Annotated in this window: 18 protein-coding genes and 1 tRNA gene; 9 read left to right on the top strand and 10 right to left on the bottom strand. The window is 41.7% G+C overall.

From position 1 onward, the window contains the following. The 3 genes from DCO56_RS01095 to DCO56_RS01085 all read left to right on the top strand — a co-directional run bounded on the left by DCO56_RS01095 (position 1) and on the right by DCO56_RS01085 (position 2,074). A complete protein-coding gene (locus DCO56_RS01095; protein ID WP_108631932.1) occupies positions 1–642 on the top strand; it encodes a 4'-phosphopantetheinyl transferase family protein in 642 nt (213 codons plus the stop codon). Between the two features lie 78 nt (positions 643–720). After that, entirely contained in the window at positions 721–1,098 is a 378-nt protein-coding gene (locus DCO56_RS01090) for an ISAon1 family transposase N-terminal region protein (RefSeq protein ID WP_245935753.1), read from the top strand. Next, a complete protein-coding gene (locus DCO56_RS01085) occupies positions 1,091–2,074 on the top strand; it encodes an ISAon1 family transposase (protein ID WP_245935752.1) in 984 nt (327 codons plus the stop codon). The genes DCO56_RS01090 and DCO56_RS01085 overlap by 8 nt, the downstream gene beginning before the upstream one ends. Before the next feature lie 106 nt (positions 2,075–2,180). Here the strand turns inward: DCO56_RS01085 and DCO56_RS01080 are convergent. Beyond that, positions 2,181–2,253, bottom strand: a tRNA-Lys gene (locus DCO56_RS01080). 131 nt (positions 2,254–2,384) lie between these two features. Continuing rightward, entirely contained in the window at positions 2,385–4,304 is a 1,920-nt protein-coding gene (locus DCO56_RS01075; RefSeq protein WP_108631931.1) for an ABC-F family ATP-binding cassette domain-containing protein, read from the bottom strand. 60 nt (positions 4,305–4,364) lie between these two features. Here DCO56_RS01075 and DCO56_RS01070 point away from each other — a divergent pair, with 60 nt between their 5' ends. Together DCO56_RS01070 and DCO56_RS01065 are read left to right on the top strand one after the other, a co-directional pair. Next, entirely contained in the window at positions 4,365–5,399 is a 1,035-nt protein-coding gene (locus DCO56_RS01070) for a quinone-dependent dihydroorotate dehydrogenase (RefSeq protein ID WP_108631930.1), read from the top strand. A 9-nt stretch (positions 5,400–5,408) separates the two neighbouring features. After that, a complete protein-coding gene (locus tag DCO56_RS01065) occupies positions 5,409–6,188 on the top strand; it encodes a TIGR02757 family protein (RefSeq protein ID WP_181390425.1) in 780 nt (259 codons plus the stop codon). A gap of 353 nt (positions 6,189–6,541) precedes the next feature. Here the strand turns inward: DCO56_RS01065 and gap are convergent, their stop codons facing one another. The 3 genes from gap to DCO56_RS01050 form a co-directional block, all read right to left on the bottom strand. Then, positions 6,542–7,549: a type I glyceraldehyde-3-phosphate dehydrogenase gene (gap, locus tag DCO56_RS01060; protein WP_108631928.1), complete on the bottom strand. Its 1,008-nt coding sequence runs from the start codon at positions 7,547–7,549 to the stop codon at positions 6,542–6,544. Between the two features lie 6 nt (positions 7,550–7,555). Next, positions 7,556–8,191 (bottom strand): TlpA family protein disulfide reductase, encoded by a 636-nt coding sequence (locus tag DCO56_RS01055; RefSeq protein ID WP_108631927.1) that lies wholly within the window; start codon positions 8,189–8,191, stop codon positions 7,556–7,558. Positions 8,192–8,424: 233 nt separating this feature from the next. Further along, entirely contained in the window at positions 8,425–9,519 is a 1,095-nt protein-coding gene (locus DCO56_RS01050; protein ID WP_108631926.1) for an AI-2E family transporter, read from the bottom strand. On the opposite strand from DCO56_RS01050, the gene DCO56_RS30015 reads away from it, so the two are divergent. Continuing rightward, on the top strand, positions 9,513–9,563 hold the full coding sequence (locus tag DCO56_RS30015) for a hypothetical protein (protein ID WP_108632890.1): 51 nt from the start codon (positions 9,513–9,515) through the stop codon (positions 9,561–9,563). The two genes, DCO56_RS01050 and DCO56_RS30015, sit on opposite strands and share 7 nt — an antisense overlap. A gap of 207 nt (positions 9,564–9,770) precedes the next feature. Here DCO56_RS30015 and DCO56_RS01040 read toward each other — a convergent pair whose 3' ends face one another. The 3 genes from DCO56_RS01040 to DCO56_RS01030 all read right to left on the bottom strand — a co-directional run bounded on the left by DCO56_RS01040 (position 9,771) and on the right by DCO56_RS01030 (position 14,302). After that, positions 9,771–9,971: a hypothetical protein gene (locus DCO56_RS01040; protein ID WP_108631925.1), complete on the bottom strand. Its 201-nt coding sequence runs from the start codon at positions 9,969–9,971 to the stop codon at positions 9,771–9,773. 82 nt (positions 9,972–10,053) lie between these two features. Beyond that, positions 10,054–13,092: an AAA family ATPase gene (locus DCO56_RS01035; protein WP_108631924.1), complete on the bottom strand. Its 3,039-nt coding sequence runs from the start codon at positions 13,090–13,092 to the stop codon at positions 10,054–10,056. A gap of 4 nt (positions 13,093–13,096) precedes the next feature. Then, positions 13,097–14,302 carry a metallophosphoesterase family protein gene (locus DCO56_RS01030; protein ID WP_108631923.1) on the bottom strand — a complete coding sequence of 402 codons (1,206 nt, stop codon included), beginning with the start codon at positions 14,300–14,302 and terminating at the stop codon, positions 13,097–13,099. Between the two features lie 223 nt (positions 14,303–14,525). Between DCO56_RS01030 and DCO56_RS01025 the strand changes: the two genes are divergently transcribed. Then, positions 14,526–15,224 carry a carboxylesterase family protein gene (locus DCO56_RS01025; RefSeq protein ID WP_108631922.1) on the top strand — a complete coding sequence of 233 codons (699 nt, stop codon included), beginning with the start codon at positions 14,526–14,528 and terminating at the stop codon, positions 15,222–15,224. Between the two features lie 59 nt (positions 15,225–15,283). On the opposite strand, the gene DCO56_RS01020 is transcribed toward DCO56_RS01025, so the two are convergent. Both DCO56_RS01020 and DCO56_RS01015 read right to left on the bottom strand, forming a co-directional pair. Next, positions 15,284–16,045: a murein L,D-transpeptidase catalytic domain family protein gene (locus DCO56_RS01020; protein ID WP_241254987.1), complete on the bottom strand. Its 762-nt coding sequence runs from the start codon at positions 16,043–16,045 to the stop codon at positions 15,284–15,286. An 81-nt stretch (positions 16,046–16,126) separates the two neighbouring features. Next, positions 16,127–17,146, bottom strand: coding sequence for a L,D-transpeptidase (locus tag DCO56_RS01015; RefSeq protein ID WP_108631921.1), 1,020 nt, complete (start codon positions 17,144–17,146; stop codon positions 16,127–16,129). 103 nt (positions 17,147–17,249) lie between these two features. Here DCO56_RS01015 and DCO56_RS01010 point away from each other — a divergent pair, with 103 nt between their 5' ends. Then, entirely contained in the window at positions 17,250–17,657 is a 408-nt protein-coding gene (locus DCO56_RS01010) for an NUDIX hydrolase (protein WP_108631920.1), read from the top strand. Between the two features lie 78 nt (positions 17,658–17,735). Continuing rightward, the gene (locus DCO56_RS01005) at positions 17,736–19,070 is read left to right on the top strand and encodes an OmpA family protein (protein ID WP_108631919.1); all 1,335 of its coding nucleotides are present in this window, start codon (positions 17,736–17,738) and stop codon (positions 19,068–19,070) included. Positions 19,071–19,180: the final 110 nt, after the last annotated feature.

Genomic DNA, 19,180 nt, shown 5'->3' with positions numbered 1-19,180 from the left:
ATGAGCGTAAAAATATTTTACACCCAATTCAACGCAGAAAATAAGACAGCCATTCTAACGCAGTGGCTGTCATTTCTGCCCATTAAATTTCGAGATATCATTTCACGGTATAAGTTGGAAGAAGATAAAACAAGAAAATTACTGGGTAGATTATTGTTAATCGAAGGCATGCGAGATTTCGGAATACCAAATATATCTCTTGACGAAGTGAAATATAACCCTTTTGGAAAGCCTTATCTGTATGACCATATCGATTTTAATATAAGTCACTCAGGCAATTATATTTTCTGCGCTATAGCAGAAGGATCGAAGGTTGGTATTGACATTGAAGAGTTGAAGCCAATCAATTTCTCAGAAGTGCATCAAATCATGAATGCAACGGAATGGCTATATATTAGGGCTGCAATTGACCCATTGCGAGAGTTTTATCGGATGTGGACATTAAAAGAAGCAGCTTTAAAAGCCGAAGGGACAGGGTTCCTAACTGATCCGGACAAAGTTTGCGTAAAAAAAGATATTGTTCACATTGGAAATAACAACTGGTTTTGTCATGAACTATTTTTTGATACGGATTATTCAGGCCACCTAGTGACTTCAGAAACGCAACATGATTATAAAATGATTAAACTTGACTTTATATGATCTATTCAGTATATGATCTATTCAGTCGTTTACGGATCAAGCATAATTCTTGGGGGAATTGAAAAAATACTTAGTTTAGTGTTTTTAAAAACTAGAGAACACTTGGAAGCTGCCGAACGTAAATTATTATCCTTGTTAATGCCCGAAGGGCTATTAGAATATTTTCAGATTTTAGAAGTAGATCAGGTAGAAGATCAACTTCATATCTATTTAGATGAGCTTAATATTACTCCAGCGGGTTATGAAAATAGTAACCTAGAATCAAAAGGTTTTATGCCTTCTACGGAGATTTCCGATTTTCCCATTCGGGGGCAGAAAGTTACCCTGCATATCCGTCGTCGTCGTTGGACTGTTTTGGACACTGGAGAGATTATCACAAGAGATTGGAATCTAGTACGTGAGGGTACCCGAATGACAACAGAATTCGGGCTTTTTTTAAAGAAGATATTTGGATAACCATCCTGTAAGTGCCCAGTTAGTAGGTTTGTTCTTTCAGATGGATGGCAAGCTGCTACAAGATCAATATAAGAATCATCTGAGCGATTTCCATGATTGGGATCAAAAATCACATGCAGAGAATTGGACACTATTTCCACAGAATATAGCTGAACACTTAAGTATTGATGAGACCAGTTTTAGTAATGGTGAACTTTATACCATTGTAAGTAGTAAATCTGCAAAAGGTAGGAAAGGAACCATTCTAGCGACAATCAAGGGAACAAAAGCGGAAGATATTATCGCTGTATTAGAGCGAATTCCTCTTGGTACAAGAAACAAGGTTAAAGAGGTGACCATGGATATGGCTCCTAATATGGCTAAGGCTATCCGTAGATGTTTCAGAAATGCCAGGCGGGTAATAGATCGTTTTCATGTTCAAAAGCTAGCATACGATGCTGTTCAGGAACTACGGATCCAGTATCGCTGGGAAGTATTGGATATAGAAAGCCAAAAAATAAAGGATGCAAGAAAGCAAAGTCTTCCTTATGAGCCAGAGGTATTATCCAATGGAGACACCATCAGGCAACTATTGGCTAGATCTAGACATCTGTTGTTCAAGCACCCTGGGCGGTGGACAGAAAGTCAAAAACATCGTGCAGAGTTATTGTTTATTCGCTTCCCAAAGCTAAGACAAGCATATGATTTAGGGATTGCTCTGGGTGCTATTTTTACCAAATGCAAAGACAAAACACTTGCCTTTACCAAATTGGGTCTGTGGCATAATCAAGTGGAGAATGCGGGCATCCTATCTTTTGAGAGTGTAGCAAAGTCTATTGCAGCACACCACCCTGAAATCCTGCATTACTTTGACAACAGGAGCACAAATGCTTCAGCTGAGTCTTTCAATGCTAAATTAAAGGCTTTTCGCAGTGTATTCCGTGGTGTAAGAGATACTACTTTTTTCTTGTATAGGGTGATGAAATTGTATGCTTAATTATCTTTAACCCCCAAACTTTCGGTATGATCCTCGTTTACGTTGGCAAAAGAATCCTAATCTGCTTAAACAAGAAAAGCCAATCTTGCGATTAGCTTTTCCTCTGTGATCCCGCTGGGATTCGAACCCAGGACCCATACATTAAAAGTGTATTGCTCTACCAGCTGAGCTACGGAATCGTACTTCTTTTTTGAACTATCGTTCCTTTTTTGAAGTGATGCAAAAGTAGGGCTTTAATCCTATTCCTGCAAATTTTTCTGGCTTTAAATCGCACTCATCAGCTTAAAAAGCTGATTTTAAGCAAAAAAAATTAATCATTTTCCAATTCCATAATTTCTTCGGCCAATTGCTCCCATTGTTCCTGATAATGGGTTAACTCGGCCTTGGCCGAATTGTAAGCTCGCGTAGTTTCCTGTAACTTAGTCGCATCCGAATAAACAGCTTCATCCGCCAGCTTCTGTTCAAGGTCCTTGACCGATATTTCCTGTTCTTCGATCTTTTTCTCCAATGTGGAAAGTTCCTTGTTCTTTTTGCTCAGCAGTCGGGTGCGGTCTTCAGATGGCGCTTGTTTCTCTTTTTTAACTTTTGGTTCTTCTTTGACTTTTTTCTCTGGTTTGACCTCTGTTTTTACAAGGCGCTTTGAAGCCCATTCCTCATACTCCTGATACGTACCCGGATATTCTTTGATCTCTTTGTCTTCGATATACCATATTTTATTGGCCACGTGATCCAAGAAATAGCGGTCGTGGGAAACAACAATAAAGGTGCCTTCGAATTGCTGCAAGGCCTGAATCAAAATATTGACCGATTGCATATCCAAGTGGTTGGTGGGCTCATCGAGTGCCAGGAAATTGGCATCGGCAGTCAATGCCTTAGCAAGAGCTACACGGGATTTTTCACCTCCTGATAATACCTTGATTTTTTTGAAGGCATCGTCGCCTGTAAATAGGAAACAGCCCAATATTGAACGCAATTCGGTCTCCGTATGCTTTGGAGCAAAAGCCTGCAGTTCGGCCAAGATCGAGTTTTCGAGGTGAAGTGCTTCGAGCTGGTGCTGTGCAAAGAACGTTTGCGACACATTATGCCCATGTTCCGATTTTCCCTCAAATTGGTTATCTGCGCCAGCCACAATACGGAGTAGGGTAGACTTACCTTTTCCATTTGCACCGATCAAGGCGATCTTATCCCCTTTTTCAATGATTGCAGAGGTATTTTTTAATATTTCTAAATTCGGATAAGATTTAGAAATATGGTCTAAAGTTACCACATGACGGCCGGAAGGTTTTGAAAACTTGAAGCTAAAGTTGACCGTTGGATTATCATCATCCACATCTTCAATTCGCTCCATTCTATCCAGGGCTTTAATCCGCGACTGCGCCATTTTTGCTTTGGAAGCTTTGGCACGGAAACGTTCGATAAGTCGCTCTTCCTGTTTGATCTTCGCTTGCTGATTTTTGAACTGGTTGGCCTGTAATTCGTTTCTTAATTCCTTTTCTTCCAGATAAAAACTGTAGTTGCCCGCATAAAGTGTTAATTTTCCTTTTCGTGATTCAACTGTCTTTTTGATGATACGGTCGAGAAAATACCTATCGTGCGATACGATGACAATAGCGCCGTCAAATGCCTGTAAATAATTCTCTAGCCATTTGATCGAAGGTAAGTCCATGTGGTTGGTCGGCTCATCCAATAAGAGGATATCAGGAGTTTGCAACAGGATTTTGGCCAGCATCACACGCATACGCCAGCCTCCTGAGAATGTCGCTAACGGTCTTTTTTGTTCTTCTTCTGAAAAACCTAGACCGGCCAGGATTTCGTGGGCCTTGAATTCCACATTGTAACCGTCCAGCGCTTCAAATTCCAATTGTCTGTCACTGAGTTTATTTAGAATATCGTCCGAATAATCTGTTTCTAATTTAGCAAGTAAGTCCTCGATCTCGGCATGTAATTGATTTTGGCGTTCAAACGCTTCCATGGCTACATATAGTATGCTCTTATCGGAGTGATAGGACAGTAAGTCTTGGTTGAGGTAACCGATCTTAAGATCTTTTGCCATGGAAATCGTTCCCGAAGTTGGGGCGTACTGTCCCACGATCAACCGCAATAAGGTAGATTTTCCGGCTCCATTGGCACCAATTAAGCCTACTTTATCACCCGGTTTAATGTGCCAGTTTGCCTCGTCATACAACGCACGGGACCCTATTTCAAATGTTAAGTTATTTATTGATATCATTTCAAATGCAAAAGTACAAAAGTAATGAATATTTCTTCTTGTTTGAGTAACTTTGCGATTATGTATAAATTAGTCAAACCTATATTCTTTACCATGAATCCGGAGATGGCTCACCACAAAGTGACCAGCGGATTGAATGTCTTCTCAAAAATCTGGGGCGCCAAGCAATTATTGAATGCTATTTTTACCGTGGAAGATCCTCGCTTGGAACGTGAGGTATTTGGATTGAAATTTAAAAATCCGGTAGGCCTGGCTGCGGGCTTCGATAAAAATGCCGAATATATATCCGACATGACTAATTTAGGATTCGGTTTTATCGAAATTGGAACAGTAACACCAAAACCACAGCCTGGAAATGACAAACCCCGGATGTTCCGTCTTGTACCAGATGAAGCGTTGATTAACCGCATGGGATTCAATAATCAGGGAGCGGATGTCGCTGCAAATCGCTTGAAGAATCTAAAAGACCGAAAAGGGCTTTTGATTGGCGGTAATATCGGGAAAAATAAGGTGACACCGAACGAAGAAGCGGTGAACGATTATATTTATTGCTTCAATGCACTCTTTGATTATGTGGATTACTTTGTTGTCAATGTCAGCTCTCCCAATACACCAGGGCTAAGGGACCTGCAGGAAAAAGAACCGTTAAAAAATATATTAAATACGCTGCAGGATCTGAACAAAGCAAAACCGGCGCCAAAGCCTATCTTGCTTAAGATCGCTCCTGATCTTACCGATAACCAACTGGATGATATTGTGGAAATCGTCATGGAGACTCAGATCGCTGGGGTTATCGCGACCAATACCACAATTTCTAGAGAAGGTTTAAAGAGCCAACAAGAATTGACCCAAGAAGCGGGTGGGGTAAGCGGACGCCCATTGACCAAGCGTTCTACCGAGGTAATCCGTTACTTAAGCGAAAAATCCAATAAAGCATTTCCGATTATTGGTGTCGGTGGCATTCATTCTGCAAAAGACGCTATTGAAAAGCTGGATGCTGGCGCTAGCCTTGTTCAGGTCTACACCGGATTTATCTATGAGGGACCGGGTTTGATTGCAAATATTTGCAAAGGAATATTACAGACAGGACGATAGATCGGGATAATGGCCGTAGATTTTAATTTAAAAGATTTTTTGGATAAAAAGGTTGATGAATATAATCAGCCTAATTTTATTCCCAATGATCCGATCTCCATTCCGCATCAGTTTTCTAGTAAGAATGATATTGAAATTATGGGATTCCTGGCAGCTATTATGGCTTGGGGACAACGTAAAACGATCATCAATAAATGTAATGAGTTGATCCAAAGAATGGATGGTGCTCCTTATGATTTTATGATGAATCATCGAGACCAAGATCTTAAAAGCCTGCTTGGTTTTAAGCACCGTACGTTCAATGATACGGATATACTCTATTTTGTCGCTTTTTTTAAGCATCATTACAATCACTTTAACTCTTTGGAGGATGCTTTTTTGGTAGGACAGGAAACCCGGACAGAGGTCAATTTAGAACAGGCACTCAACGCGTTTAAGACATATTTCTTTTCCCTGCCCGACTATCCGCAACGTACGCGTAAGCATATCAGCAGCCCGGCACAAAAATCCACTGTCAAGCGCATCAATATGTTTTTGCGTTGGATGGTCCGAAAAGATAACAATGGCGTTGATTTTGGTATTTGGAACCGCCTGTCACCAAAAGATCTGATCTGCCCATGTGATGTCCATGTGGAGCGTGTCGCACGAAAATTTGGACTGATAACCTTGGAAAAAGTCAACTGGAAGACGGCTCAGGAACTAACGGCAAACCTTCGCCTACTGGATCCAAATGATCCGGTCAAGTATGATTTTGCACTTTTCGGCTTAGGGGTGGAAAGGGAGCTTTAAAGTCCCTTCAAGTTCGTTGAACTCCGTTCAAGTCCCTTCAACTACCTTACTCCGGTACAGATATTACACAGATCTTGTACTCATATAGCAGTATTATCCCAACAACGGGGCATACGGCCAACAGGTACACAGGGGCGTGGAATGTCTTCTTCAGCATACTGATCGTCCGAAACATGTACTAGTGAGCTAGTCGTGATAGACTAATATTACACAAAGGGAAAAGTACTTTTTCTGTATCTTATCTATGCTTGATCTATGTCGTTGATATGCATCCAATATGCATCTAAAAGCTGAAAATAAAGAAAGCCTGTATTTTTAAGATACGGGCTTTCTTTATTTTCAGCAGACAGATATTAAACAAGCTGGTCGATCTTGATCAAGAGGTCAACCAAACGATTGGAATAACCAAATTCATTGTCATACCAACCCACGACTTTTACCAATCCTCCCACAACCGAGGTCAACTGTGCATCGAAAACACACGAGTAGGGATTGTTTATGATATCGACAGATACAATAGGATCTTCCGTATAAAACAATACATTCTTTAATTCATTTTCTGCTGCAGCTTTGAATGCGCTGTTGATTTCTTCAACCGTTGTTTCTTTTTCCAAGGTACAGGTAAAATCTGTCAATGATCCGTTCAGTACAGGAACACGTATACCCGCGCCACCCAATTTATCCTGTAAATGCGGAAAGACGTTGGTAATTGCCTTGGCAGCACCTGTCGTTGTCGGTATGATCGCCGAAGAGGCTGCCCGTGCGCGTCTCAAATCTTTATGCGGTGCATCATGCAGATTCTGATCTCCCGTCATGGAGTGTACAGTCGTAATATATCCGTCTTTTATCCCCCAATTGTCGTCTAATATTTTGACCAAGGGTGCAACGTTGTTTGTTGTGCAGGAGGCATTCGAGAGAATGGAGTCGGAGAGGTCCACCGCATTATCGTTGATGCCCAATACCACTGTTGGAATATCTTTGTCTGTCGGCGGAGCGGAGATGATCACCTTTTTCGCACCGGCAGTTAAATGTAGTGTCGCTTTATCGCGACTTGTAAAATGGCCTGTGGATTCAATAACAACATCAATATGTAAGGATTTCCAGGGCAGTAGAGCCGGATCTCTTTCATTGGTCACCAAAATGGGATGGCCATTCACGATAATATGATCTTCATCGTGTGTCACCGTGCCACGGAAAGGCCCATGTACTGAATCATATTTGAACAAATGCGCCAAAGTCTGGGTATCAGCCAAATCATTGATGGCGACTACCTGCAGCTGGTCAAAAACATCACGCAGAAAAATATTGCGCAAAGTGTTTCTTCCGATACGTCCGAATCCGTTTATTGCTATATTCAGCATTTCAACTTATTTATGAAATTGGCTTATCGCCTCATTAATATTTTTTTCACCTTCCCAATGTGCTTTTAGTTTGCCATCAGCACCGTAGACATAGTTTGCCGGGAATTGCGAAGGGACATGTATGCTTTGGATAAAGGTTTGATCTTTGTCTATCAACACCTCCACATTGGAGGATTTGGATAATTTTGGGGCAAAACTGTCGAAGAAGCCTAAAACCAATGCCGGATCATTCATGGAAATGTAGAAGATGTTTACATCTTTTAGACGATCGATATTTTTTTCAAGTTCAGTTGCTTCATGCTGGCAGTGGCTGCATCCCGGATCAAATAAAATAAAAACGGTATTCTTATCTTTCGCAAGGTTCTCATTGCTGACCCGTATACCTGATCGAAGTTGATAAAAAGTGAAATTAGGAAGAATTGCTGCCGGCTCGGACGACTGCGCGGGGGCCGCTTGCGCATGGTCATGGCCAGCATGATCGTGACCAGCATGATCGTGACCAGCATGATCGTGACTATCTGCGGTATTTTCCGCTGTGCTACTTTCCGTACCAGCTGCCTTTTGACTGCCTTTATTGTCACATGAATAAAGCATGGCTGCTGCGAATACAGCGGCTGCTCCTAAGATTATTTTTTTGTTCATAGACTACCTTTGATTTTAAATCAGTTTCCGTGATTTTTTATTTTTTTAGATTCGTCAACAGGATGTGTTTTTTAACTCAACTTTAGCTGAATATCAGCCATGCCTCAACGATATCAATGAAGGATCAAAACTATAAAAAAAATGGGATTATGCAGTGTCTAATCTTAAGTTATGACAGTTTACTGGTTAAACATCGATATCACTGGCCGCCGCCATTAGTCCCGGGATTTGTCTTACTCTGACCTGTCTCTGATGTCAGGTGGACTGTTTGGGTCTATCAGCGAGGTGGATTGGATGATTTCTGGTGTACCACGGCCAAATTCATTGCTATAGACTTTAAGGAGTACGCCCACGCAAGAAAGAATTAGAGGTCCAAATATCAATCCAAGCATGCCGAATAGATTTAATCCCAGCAATACACCAAAAACAGTAATTAAAGGATGGACGTCGCCAAGTTTTTTTAAGATCGTAAAACGAAGGACATTGTCAATACTCCCAATGATAATGATACCGTATAGTGCAAGTCCAATGGCATTGCCAGATTGTCCATTTGCCAAAAGAAATACAGCTGCCGGAAGATAGACCACCATTGTGCCTAAAATGGGGATAATGGTCGATACCGCCGTTAAGATGCCTAAAAAAATGGGGCTTTCAAGCCCGAAAATCCAATAGCCTACACCGGCAACAACACCTTGGCACATGGCAAGGATCGGAATACCGATAGCATTTGATTTGACCATCATGTCGAATTCTTTCCATAGTTCTGCTTTACTGCCAGTGGAAAATGGGATGGCATTATAGATGGTCCGTTCTAGCTCCTTGCTGCTTACCAACATAAAATAAAGTACAAATAAGGCGACCAAAACATTAACACCAACTTCGGCAACGGAATTCAGAATATTCGGAATAAACTTTGCCGCCCGCTGTAGTCCGCCCATCAAAGCGGTATCCGATAGATCAATGCTGCTGAGGTATGGACTATTCTTGAAATAGGTTTTAATGGAATCAAATTTTTCCATAATCTCATCTTTATTGCTGATTGCATCAGTTACCTGAGGGACCATATAATTGATCAGCAAGTAAAGCGGGCCGACCAGAAATACAATTGTGAGCAGAATTAATAAAAGACTTGCGAGGGATTTTTTCCATTTTCTTTCTTCGGTTAATTTAAAATTGATTTTTCGGAACAGGACATATAATGTTATCGCGCCCAAAAAGCCGGGAAGATAATAGAATAAACTCGTAAATATTAAGATGCATATCAGCAGAATAATGACGATAAGCATGATCTGGTTAATGGAATTGTTGTTTATCTGTTTGTATTTCATGTGTCTGGAATAAGTATCGCTCTAAATTTGTATGTATCGTATGACAATATTTTTCTGTAAATGTTTTATATTGTTAAATTAAATTTCCTTTTTAGAATTTCAATGGTTTTTTTTATTTCTTTTTCAGGTGGGCGAATCCAGTAAATAGGTGGCGAACACTATGCAGAGAAACAACAATGTCATCTAATAGGCAGCGATATAAATAAACGAGAAGGGAACAACGATCATTCCGCTTAAATAAGTTGGTATCGTTAATTCTGATTCTGTGGCATTAAAATTTCTTTTAAGATGGTCATAATATCATATTGCTTGATGAAGAGCACGGATCGTGTTGTCCGTTGCACAATGGATGGATTGGTATTTGCAGCAGCTGGATGAACGGTTGATTTAGCTGATTTATGAAAAAAAGGATGCGACCCTTTCCCTTTTCTGTTATTTGAAAATAAGCCCATAATCTTTCGTTTTTGGTTATGGCACCAGTCTTTTGGCTACCGGTGCTATCCCTAATTTACAAAATTTCCTCAAGATTTGCAATTAATTGATAAAAATTTGACTGCCCCGTTCTTCATCTTTTTCTATGGAAAGTGATAGTGGAATCCGTTCTTTCAACTCTTCCACGTGGGAGATAATACCTACGATCCGATTTTCTTTTTGAAGATCAAGTAAGGTCTCAAAGACGATATTGACGGATGCGATGTCTTGGGTGCCAAAACCTTCGTCAATAAAAAAGAAATTTTTTGTGGCTTTGGTATTGGATTGTACACTTTCGGCCAGGGCCAGGGCCAGACTCAATGACACCTGAAAAGCTTGCCCCCCGGAGAGTGTCTTAACACTCCGGCTTTTTCCTTCATTCAGATAGTCTATGATTTCAAACTCATTGTTTTCATTGATCTGTAGACTCAGTTGGTTGCGGGTCATGCGGTGAAAGCGGATATTCGCATGATCGCAGAGCTGACGTAAATAGATCGAAGATACATATTGCACAAATCCTGCACCCTTAAAGAGGTTAAAGAGCTGTTTTAGATTGTCATTACGCAAGTTTAACGTTGCTTGTTGTTGAAGTAAAACCTCCTTTTTCTTATAAGCAGTTTCCAGCTGATGCAGCTCCTGCTCGTATTTGGCAACATTCTCTGTGAGCACTTTTAGCTGATGGGAGCTTTCTTTCAAAGCATTCTCCTGCGCGATGAAAGCTTCCTCGTCGTAAACTTGATCTGTAAGCTTTTTGTCCAGCTGCGCTATTTGGGCTTTGAGGGTTTCAAACTGGATCTGAAACTGTTCCAGTTCTGCCCGGATCTGTTGTACAGGAAGGTTCTCCGCCAAAGTCTCTTTGACCTGATCTATTGTGTCAAATGTAGAAGTCTGTAGCAGTTGCCCAAGCGTGGTCTCGGTTTGAAGGGCCTCAGCTTTTATTTTGTCAATCCTTTCAAGAATAGCTTGTACCAAGCTATTTTGTGCTGCAAATTGGCTGTTTAATCCATTTAACTGCTCCGTTAAGGTATTAAAATGCTGTTCTATCTGCAGGTTTTCTGCTTTCAGCGTCTTGTACTCACTTTCGATGGACGTCTGTTCCAAAGACTGGTAATCTGACCATTTCAAATGTTTTAAATGGCCCATATTTTGGTTGATCTGAGTTTGTTTTCGCACTTCATCAACTTCTAGCTCATTTAGTCTTTTGTTAGCCCTTTCAAGCTTCTTCTCAATATCGACCAAGACCAGCTGGTGGTTGGTCAGCATGTGTTCCGTCGCTACGATCTGGGTTTCAATCTTGGTAAGTTCTTGTTTTTTTTGTGTATAAATTGACGTATCTGTACTGCTGTAATCTGTCCAGGTAAATTGAAGCAGGTGGCTGGATTTAAGGGATTCGTTTACCTGACTTTTTACATTAAGGTCATTTTTCTGGGCTTCTAGCGACTGCAGTTGGAGCAGGAGTTTTTCGAATTCGAATTTTTGATCAGTCCTGGATTTTATACTTGCAGTAATTTCCGTGATCGCCTTTTGATTATCGGCGAGCTCCTGGCTAATGTCCATATGCTCAGCGATGGCCGGGTGTTCTAGCGCTCCACATAAAGGGCAGGGGGAACCCGCACTTAGATTCTCAGCAAATTGTGTCAGCTTCTGCTGTAACAAAAGATGTGCTTTCTCGTCGTTTAGTTTGGTAAGTCTGCTTTCAAGCGTTCGTAATTCACTGTTATACTTGGATTCAAATTCGAGGGCATCAAATCCGCAGCTCAGCAAGTTGTTTTTCAGGTCAGCTATTGCGGTCTCCAGTTCAAGAAGTTGCTGATGGAGTTCAACCTCTCGCTGAAGGATAGACTGTTGCTGAGTATACCACTGGCCCAGTTCCATCAGTTCATTGGCCGATGGTCGCGATTGTTTTAGATCAAGGAGCAAGGCTTCTGTATCTCGGATGCTGATTTTGCATTGCGTCTGCTGCTCTTTGGTCTCCAGGACAAAGTTTCGCCCTTTCTCAGCACTTTCTTTTAAAACTTTTATTTCTGCTGAAAACTGGATCAGCTGCAGAATGAGCTCCAGATCCAGTTCACTTATTCGCCGTTCTGCTAAGCGGTCGTACTGGGGTCTAATCTGTTGGAGTTGCAGCGACAACTGTTGGGTAAGCTTTTGGATTTCATTGGCTTTCGTTTCTTCGTGCTGCAGCCTGCCCTGTTCGTGAACTTGTTCCTGCCTCAATTTCTCCTGTGCCTGGAGGATATGGTAGAAATTTGTCCAGGCCTCTTCAAAGCGTATCATGCGCTGACGTAAATGTTCTTTTTCTGCCCGCTGGTTTGTCAGCTGCTGAAATCGCGTCTTCATTTTATGCAATTCCAGAAAATCTTCTTTCAGATTTTTAAGGGCCTGGAATTTCTCCAGAAGGATCGTGTTGCTATCTTGCACCTGGATGAAAGATTTACGTTCTTCAAGCAACTTGTCCTGCATTGCCTGGATGCGGTCGCCGTTGATCTCTTCGAAACCGATCAATTGACCGTTGAGCTGATCCAGCTCGGATTGGTTTTTTTTATATAACGTAGCGACTTTGTCCTGCAGGTCGAAGCGATGGAGCTGAAAGATTTCCTTCATCATATCGGTGCGTTCTTTTGCACCCAGTTCAATAAATTCCTTAAACTGTCCTTGGGGGATAATGATGGTTCTTTTGAAATTTTCGTAGCTTAATCCTATGATAGGTTGTACGTTACTGCTTTCCAGCGGAATCCATTCTTCATTAATGTTTTCGTATAATACTACCGTTGGCGATTTGACATCCTCAAAATTTTTGGAGTTTCGTTTAAATTCCCGGGTGGCCCTGAACCTGCGGTTTTCGAAATTAATGAAATCCAATTCGATATACGAACGGTTTGATTTGAGGTTCATCATATTATAAGCACGTTTATCCCGTGCATTTAATCGCTCCGTTTCGCCATATAAGGCATAGGTAATTGCTTCCAAAATTGAAGATTTTCCGGAACCGACAGCGCCAAAGATCCCAAAAAGGCCAGTTTCTGTCAATGCCGAGAAATCTATTGTCTGACGTTCCTGGTATGAATATATACCTTCTACAATTAACTTTAAAGGGATCATGGGCTTAAGAATTTAATATTTCGCGAAAGAGGTTAAGAATGTCTTCATTGGGCGCCTGGTTGGCATTTTTGGATTTGAAATAATCGGTAAAGAGCGTGGCGATATCTTGGGTCAGATTAATTTCTTTTTTATCCAGCGTATTTTGTTGATCATGTTGAACAACAGGGATTAAATAGACGATTCCTGAATGCGTCTGGTAAATCAGTTTACGGTCCTCAGCTTTCAGGAATGTTTGCGATTTTAGCGTTAACTCCACGAATGTTTCGGGATTTTCGGACAGCCAGGTGATACATTGGCCAATATCCGTAAATGATTTTCGGACCAGTGATTTTCCCTGACGGAGTGCAATTTGGTCGTATGTGACGTCTTCGCCAGGTACAGCATTGACGATGTTCACATACTTTGTCTGTCCCGCTTCAGCAAAACTATAGCAAAGCGGTGATGAAGCGTATACAACAGGCTTTTGCGTGGAACCGATATTTTTGAATCCGTGGATATGGCCCAAAGCCGTATACTGAATCTGATCGGGGATAGATTCGGAATAAATCAGGTCAGCATTTCCGATTTTAATGGGTTTTTCTCCATCAGGCTCTTCGATCAGCGGGGTGCCAATTTTATTCATATAGAGGTGTGCCGTCAGAATATTGACACCCCTGTCGTCACAATAAGCTTCAGCCAGCTTTCGCCAATTTTCTGCGAGCGCTCTATTTAATTGAACTTCTTTCTCTTCGCCGAGGTATTGTTTGAGCCGGATCTCGTTGGCATAAGCTGTGTGGAGTATTCGGATAGGATAGTCGTGGCGGTCAATATGAAGCTCGATAAAACCCTTGTCCTTGTGGGTGATAGTGAAACCTTCGGTAGTAAATGGTGTAACAAGTGCATTGGGATGACCGATAAGGATAATGCCCGATGCACGGGCTAAGGGATCCGGTGCGTCGATCAGATTCGGCGAATCGTGGTTCCCGGCAATGGCGATTACAGGGCGCATACCATTTTTTGCCAGTCGCTTGATGGTTTTGTAAAAGAGCTCGATGGCTTCTACACCGGGATTGAAGCTGTCGAAAAGGTCACCAGCAATAAGCACCAGATCCACCTCTTGTTGATCAGCTATTTGGATAATCTCTTCCATGACCAAGTGTTGTTCATCCATGCGGGAAAAGCTGTCCAATCGCTTTCCTAAATGCCAATCGGCAGTATGAAGTATTTTCATGATGAGCCCTTAATTTTTACCAGATAGTACAAACTAAGATAAATTTAGACGGATATGCAATTATAATTGCATATCCGTCTAAATTTATGCTGGCGTAGGTTAAAACGGTGTCGCTGGATACTGCTAAAATGTTAAAAGTTGTTAAATGCGGTCGGTAAAAATCATTTAATTGTATTTTTAGTCTTCCAAAATTAAGCTAAGTAATCGTTGATAAATTAAATGTATGCGTAAAATTTACCTCTGTTTATGTGTTTTCTTTCTGTTTTTTACGAAGTTAAATGCACAGGAGATACAAGCAATCAAAGGGGAAACTGCTTATCCTTTTTTATTGAAAGATGCCGATAGGGATACTGCGGAATCTGAAAAGCAGCCTGTTTTTGTGTTTTTGCATGGGCGGAGCTTATCGGGTACAAATTTAGATCGCGTCAAACGCTATGGGGTGTTATATGCAATCAATAAGGGGCAGGAGGTGCCCGGAATTATTGTCGCTCCCCAATCCCGCGGCGGTTGGGATCCGGATAAAGTGATCGAAATTATAGATTATGTTATCGCACATTATCATGCTGATCCTGATCGTATTTATGTATGTGGAATGAGTATGGGAGGCTATGGTACCATGGATGTTGCCGGAAAATATCCGGACCGTATTGCGGCGGCCGTGGCGATTTGTGGGGGTGGATCGAGTCAATATGCTTCCAACCTGAGCCAGGTGCCAATTTGGTTGCATCACGGAACGGCTGATCGTGCTGTACCAATTTCAGAGTCCAAAAAAATTATGAATGCCATAAAAAAGGCCGATCCCGATGCTGATGTGAGCTTAAATGTGATCAAAGGCGGGACGCACGGCAGTGTCGAACGTTTATTTCACGATGATGCGATTTATGACTGGATGTTAAAATTTAAGAAAAAGCATAAATCCTAAGGTTGACAAATGGGTATTATAAAACAAAAAGGCTGATGTTCATCAGCCTTTTTGTTATTTTAACCCTCATCTGCATTTTCAAGCCGTTGTTTTCGGCTGAATTGCGCCATTAATACATTCGGTTGATGGATGATATGGGTTTTAGCTAGATAATCGGGATTATCTGCATAGATAAAGAGCAGGGTGCCGTCTTTAATGGTATTGATAATCGGACCCGCATATTCACGGGGTACGGCAGGACAGCCATAGCTCTTACCCAATCTTCCCAGGCTGGATATTGTTCCTGTGCTGCAATAGTCTGCACCATGCATGACCACGTACCGTGCTTTGGCATTGTCATTTATTCCTTCCTCAAGACCATTTAATACCAGTGAGTAGCCATTTTCCCCATTATAGGTATTTTCGGTCATAAAAAAACCCAGCGAGCTTTTTAAAGACTCCTGTTGATTTGAAAAATTTGTGGCATAGTTTTCGCCACTATTTTTACCGTGTGACACCAAGGTATTAAAAAGTACCTTTTTGTTCTCCAGATCAAGCACAACAAGTCTTTTTTCCGTGGATGCCAAGGAAAAGTCAATGACTGTCATAATAGCTTTGTTGTGAATGGATAGCTTTTTTCTGCCTTCCATCGCTTGTCGAAACGCCTCGTATTTTAATACAGGGCTTAAATTCATTTCATCATATAAAGAATCAACTTCCGTACGTTGACGTTCTACATTTATATGATGGGCATTGGTCTGTTGAACTGTTGTTTTTAAATCTTCTTTTGACGACAGTGCTGTATTTAGTGCCATCAAAAGAAACATAAACGTATTTCCCATTCTCCTCCTTTTCTGTGTAGATGTTTACAAAAATAATTATTAAAGTTAATACATATTTGATTTACAGAATGTTAAATATTGTTAATCAATAACGATGACCAGTGAGGAGAGGTCTTTTGACCGTTTATAGACAAATTGGGCGTGAGATGACGCATTTCTGACACACATATGTGACTTGGGTGTGGTGCCCAAACTTTCACTATATTCGATGATGCTGCCCTTGGGATTATTGACCGGTACCCCGTGGATATAGGCTCCGGCGGTAAATCGGGTAGCGTAAGGGGCAAAGCCCGCATAGGTGCGTGTGCCGTCTTCGAAATAGAACATTTTTGATTTGTGTTCCTGTACAACAAAAAGTCCTGTCGGTGTTTCCTGTGCGTGTGGAGGTTTGTGGCGGCCGCTGGTGACCGGGTTCATGCTGCGGATAAGCCATTCTTTGCCCACTTTTTCCAGTGTGCAGATGTTTTGGTTTTTAACATCGACAACGTTAATAATGTTAAACTGCACACTATCGCTTATCAGGCGTAGATAGCGTTTGGGGACAGTGTATTCTCCTTCAAATGAAACACCGGCGATAGGTACCCGGGCGAGGGTATCTGCTCCCTTGACGCGGACTAGCCATCCGTCACGTCCATAACGAACCGGCTTATCCGTAGTCGGGTCGTATAACGGGGCGGCTTGATAGCGAGCCACATTGAAGCTGTCAGCAACGCGTTTGTATGCATCTCGTTTGAAATCTTTAATCGTAGGAGCTTCTCCTTTTTCATTCTGATAATTCTGAAGAACGGCATAGCGCGAAGGAGTCTGTTGGAAATTTTCAACGAAAGCCAGCTTTTCCTTTATTTTATCCCACTGAAAACCGCGCGTAGTATCTTTATAAGGGTAGGTATCTTCCAACGTGTACTTTTTGTAGAGCAGATCTTTTTTGATAACAATATCTTCTGCAGTGATCATCTTCGGCTTCTCCTCCTGTTTTTTGTCGGGGACAGCTTCCTGATGCTTAATTGGCTGTTCTTTTTGTACTGTGCTTTTCTTTTCCTGTTGGCATGCCAATGCCAGAAATAATAGGCTAAATACGATACACGTTAATCCTTTATTCATATATGGGCTATATAAATTATTGTTTTATTCTTTAAATATAAGAATAAAACACATTTTTTAAATGATTGACAAAAAGTTAGTTTTGTAATTTCAAGTAAAAGGTATGCATAAGATTGTAATTTGTTCAGCAATGATGATCGGTCCGGATGGCGATCTGCTGATGGTGAGAAAAAAAGGATCTTACTATTTTCAATTACCCGGAGGGAAGATTGCTGTGGGTGAAGATGATGTGACGGCATTGGTTCGGGAACTCCGGGAGGAACTGCAATTTGACGCAAACGGTACGCCCTTACAGTTTATTGGGCAACATTGTACACAGGCCGTGAATGAGATAGACACCCTTGTGGAGGGGCGTATCTATCTGATACAACTCGACACTCAATTTACTTTTCTGCCACAGGCGGAATTGGAAGAAGTGCAATGGATCAGAAAAGATAACTGGCAAAATTATCAGCTGGCACATCTGGCGGCAGAGTTTGTCGTGCCCAAGTGGCTATCCGGGGATTTTTAAAGTAGCGTAGCTTGATGTGAACAAATTAAGGCTTTGTTTGTTAGTGCTTTATCAATTAATAATTAATAAACGAAGGTTATGGAAAATCAGCTTTTAAAATCGGCAAAAGACTTTTTTGATCAACAGTTGCTTGCCAGGGTCGGACAAAGTTTAAACCAGGATAATGAACAGGTAAAGCAGAGCTTAAATGCTGTCGTCCCGGCTTTGTTTCTGGGGTTGAGTCAACAGTCAGAAAATAGTGGCGGGATCGGAGCGATTTTGGAACAGGCAAAACAGCATTTTTCAAGTTTTGATCCCGGTCAGATACTGGGTGGGCACACGGATGCTGGGGACCTCGAAGGGCAGCCGGAGGAAAGAAATGCTGGGTATGGCAATATACTGACGTCAATATTCGGTGACGGCTTGGACACCGTATTAACTACTGTTGCTGCGTATCTGGGTTTTAATGCTGATTCGGTGAAGAAATTGATGGGTTTTTCTTTGCCGGCGATCTTTTCCAGTTTAACTAATAAAGGACAAAATTGGGATGTGGAAGGGGTGAGCCAGAAACTAAAAGCGAATAAAACTGCATTTGCGGCCGCTATCCCTGCGGGATTAAGTTTAGGTGCTTTTGGGAAATTATTTGATGGCGGACATTTTTCCGCGCCCGAGGAAGCTTTGCTTGAAACGCCGCTTATTAATCCGGCGAATGAACTGGAAGCACATAAAGAGCCGTTGGCATTACCGCGGGCGGAAGCTGCCAGGCCTGCGGCTGCTTCGACGGGTTCTTCGGGTGGCGGCTGGTGGAAAATCTTAATTGCGTTGATTGTTATTGCGCTGCTTTGGTTTTGGTTTGGCAAGGGCTGTAGCAGTGGTAAAAAAGAAGGTGCTACGGACACGAGTGTCAATCGGGGACAGGTTGATTCCGGAAATGCAATGGTTAGCGGAGCTGCCGGCCAGATTGGTCGTGAGCATTTAGATGTGATGTTGCCCAATGGAGGAAAACTTGCCGCATTTAAGAGCGGAATAGAGGAGCAATTGGTTCAGTTCTTAAAATCCGATTATAAATCCTTGGGTGAAGATTCCCTGAAAAATACCTGGTTTGATTTTGATAATCTTAATTTTGAAACCAGCACGGCAAAGGTTTTGCCCGAAAGTCAGGTGCAGCTCAGTAACCTGGCGGAAATACTAAAAGCTTTTCCGGCAGCCAACGTGAAAATTGGTGGTTATACCGATAAAACCGGAAATGAAGATTTCAACAAAAAAATATCATTGGATCGGGCAAATGCCGTGAAAGATTATTTGGATAAGGCGGGACTCTCTAAACAGATCGTCGGAGCGGAGGGCTATGGATCACAATTTGCGAAATACGCGGCCGATGCTCCAGAAACTGACCGGATTTTAGATCGGCATGTCTCTGTCAGTGTCCGGTGATGTGGCTTGAACATGGAACTGAGGTTAGCAAGATAAGTTTGGCGTAAAAAATGTAAGATAGAAAAGCGGATCCTAATGAATCCGCTTTTTCTGTTAATAGTTGGAATTTT

It is taken from the genome of Sphingobacterium athyrii (genome assembly GCF_003071065.1).
In the GTDB taxonomy this organism is placed as follows: Bacteria; Bacteroidota; Bacteroidia; order Sphingobacteriales; family Sphingobacteriaceae; genus Sphingobacterium; species Sphingobacterium athyrii.
Note: the sequence above shows the minus strand (reverse complement) of the source record. Positions and strands in the feature narration are given on the sequence as shown.

Excerpts from the sequence above, each read along its gene's own strand:
- DCO56_RS01070 (WP_108631930.1), top strand. The coding sequence starts at position 4,365 with ATGTATAAATTAGTCAAACCTATATTCTTTACCATGAATCCGGAGATG.
- DCO56_RS01075 (WP_108631931.1), bottom strand. The coding sequence starts at position 4,304 with ATGATATCAATAAATAACTTAACATTTGAAATAGGGTCCCGTGCGTTG.
- DCO56_RS01005 (WP_108631919.1), top strand. The coding sequence starts at position 17,736 with ATGGAAAATCAGCTTTTAAAATCGGCAAAAGACTTTTTTGATCAACAG.
- DCO56_RS01015 (WP_108631921.1), bottom strand. The coding sequence starts at position 17,146 with ATGAATAAAGGATTAACGTGTATCGTATTTAGCCTATTATTTCTGGCA.
- DCO56_RS01020 (WP_241254987.1), bottom strand. The coding sequence starts at position 16,045 with ATGGGAAATACGTTTATGTTTCTTTTGATGGCACTAAATACAGCACTG.
- DCO56_RS01010 (WP_108631920.1), top strand. The coding sequence starts at position 17,250 with ATGCATAAGATTGTAATTTGTTCAGCAATGATGATCGGTCCGGATGGC.
- DCO56_RS01095 (WP_108631932.1), top strand. The coding sequence starts at position 1 with ATGAGCGTAAAAATATTTTACACCCAATTCAACGCAGAAAATAAGACA.
- DCO56_RS01055 (WP_108631927.1), bottom strand. The coding sequence starts at position 8,191 with ATGAACAAAAAAATAATCTTAGGAGCAGCCGCTGTATTCGCAGCAGCC.
- DCO56_RS01035 (WP_108631924.1), bottom strand. The coding sequence starts at position 13,092 with ATGATCCCTTTAAAGTTAATTGTAGAAGGTATATATTCATACCAGGAA.
- DCO56_RS01040 (WP_108631925.1), bottom strand. The coding sequence starts at position 9,971 with ATGGGCTTATTTTCAAATAACAGAAAAGGGAAAGGGTCGCATCCTTTT.
- gap (WP_108631928.1), bottom strand. The coding sequence starts at position 7,549 with ATGCTGAATATAGCAATAAACGGATTCGGACGTATCGGAAGAAACACT.
- DCO56_RS01025 (WP_108631922.1), top strand. The coding sequence starts at position 14,526 with ATGCGTAAAATTTACCTCTGTTTATGTGTTTTCTTTCTGTTTTTTACG.
- DCO56_RS01030 (WP_108631923.1), bottom strand. The coding sequence starts at position 14,302 with ATGAAAATACTTCATACTGCCGATTGGCATTTAGGAAAGCGATTGGAC.
- DCO56_RS01065 (WP_181390425.1), top strand. The coding sequence starts at position 5,409 with ATGGCCGTAGATTTTAATTTAAAAGATTTTTTGGATAAAAAGGTTGAT.
- DCO56_RS01050 (WP_108631926.1), bottom strand. The coding sequence starts at position 9,519 with ATGAAATACAAACAGATAAACAACAATTCCATTAACCAGATCATGCTT.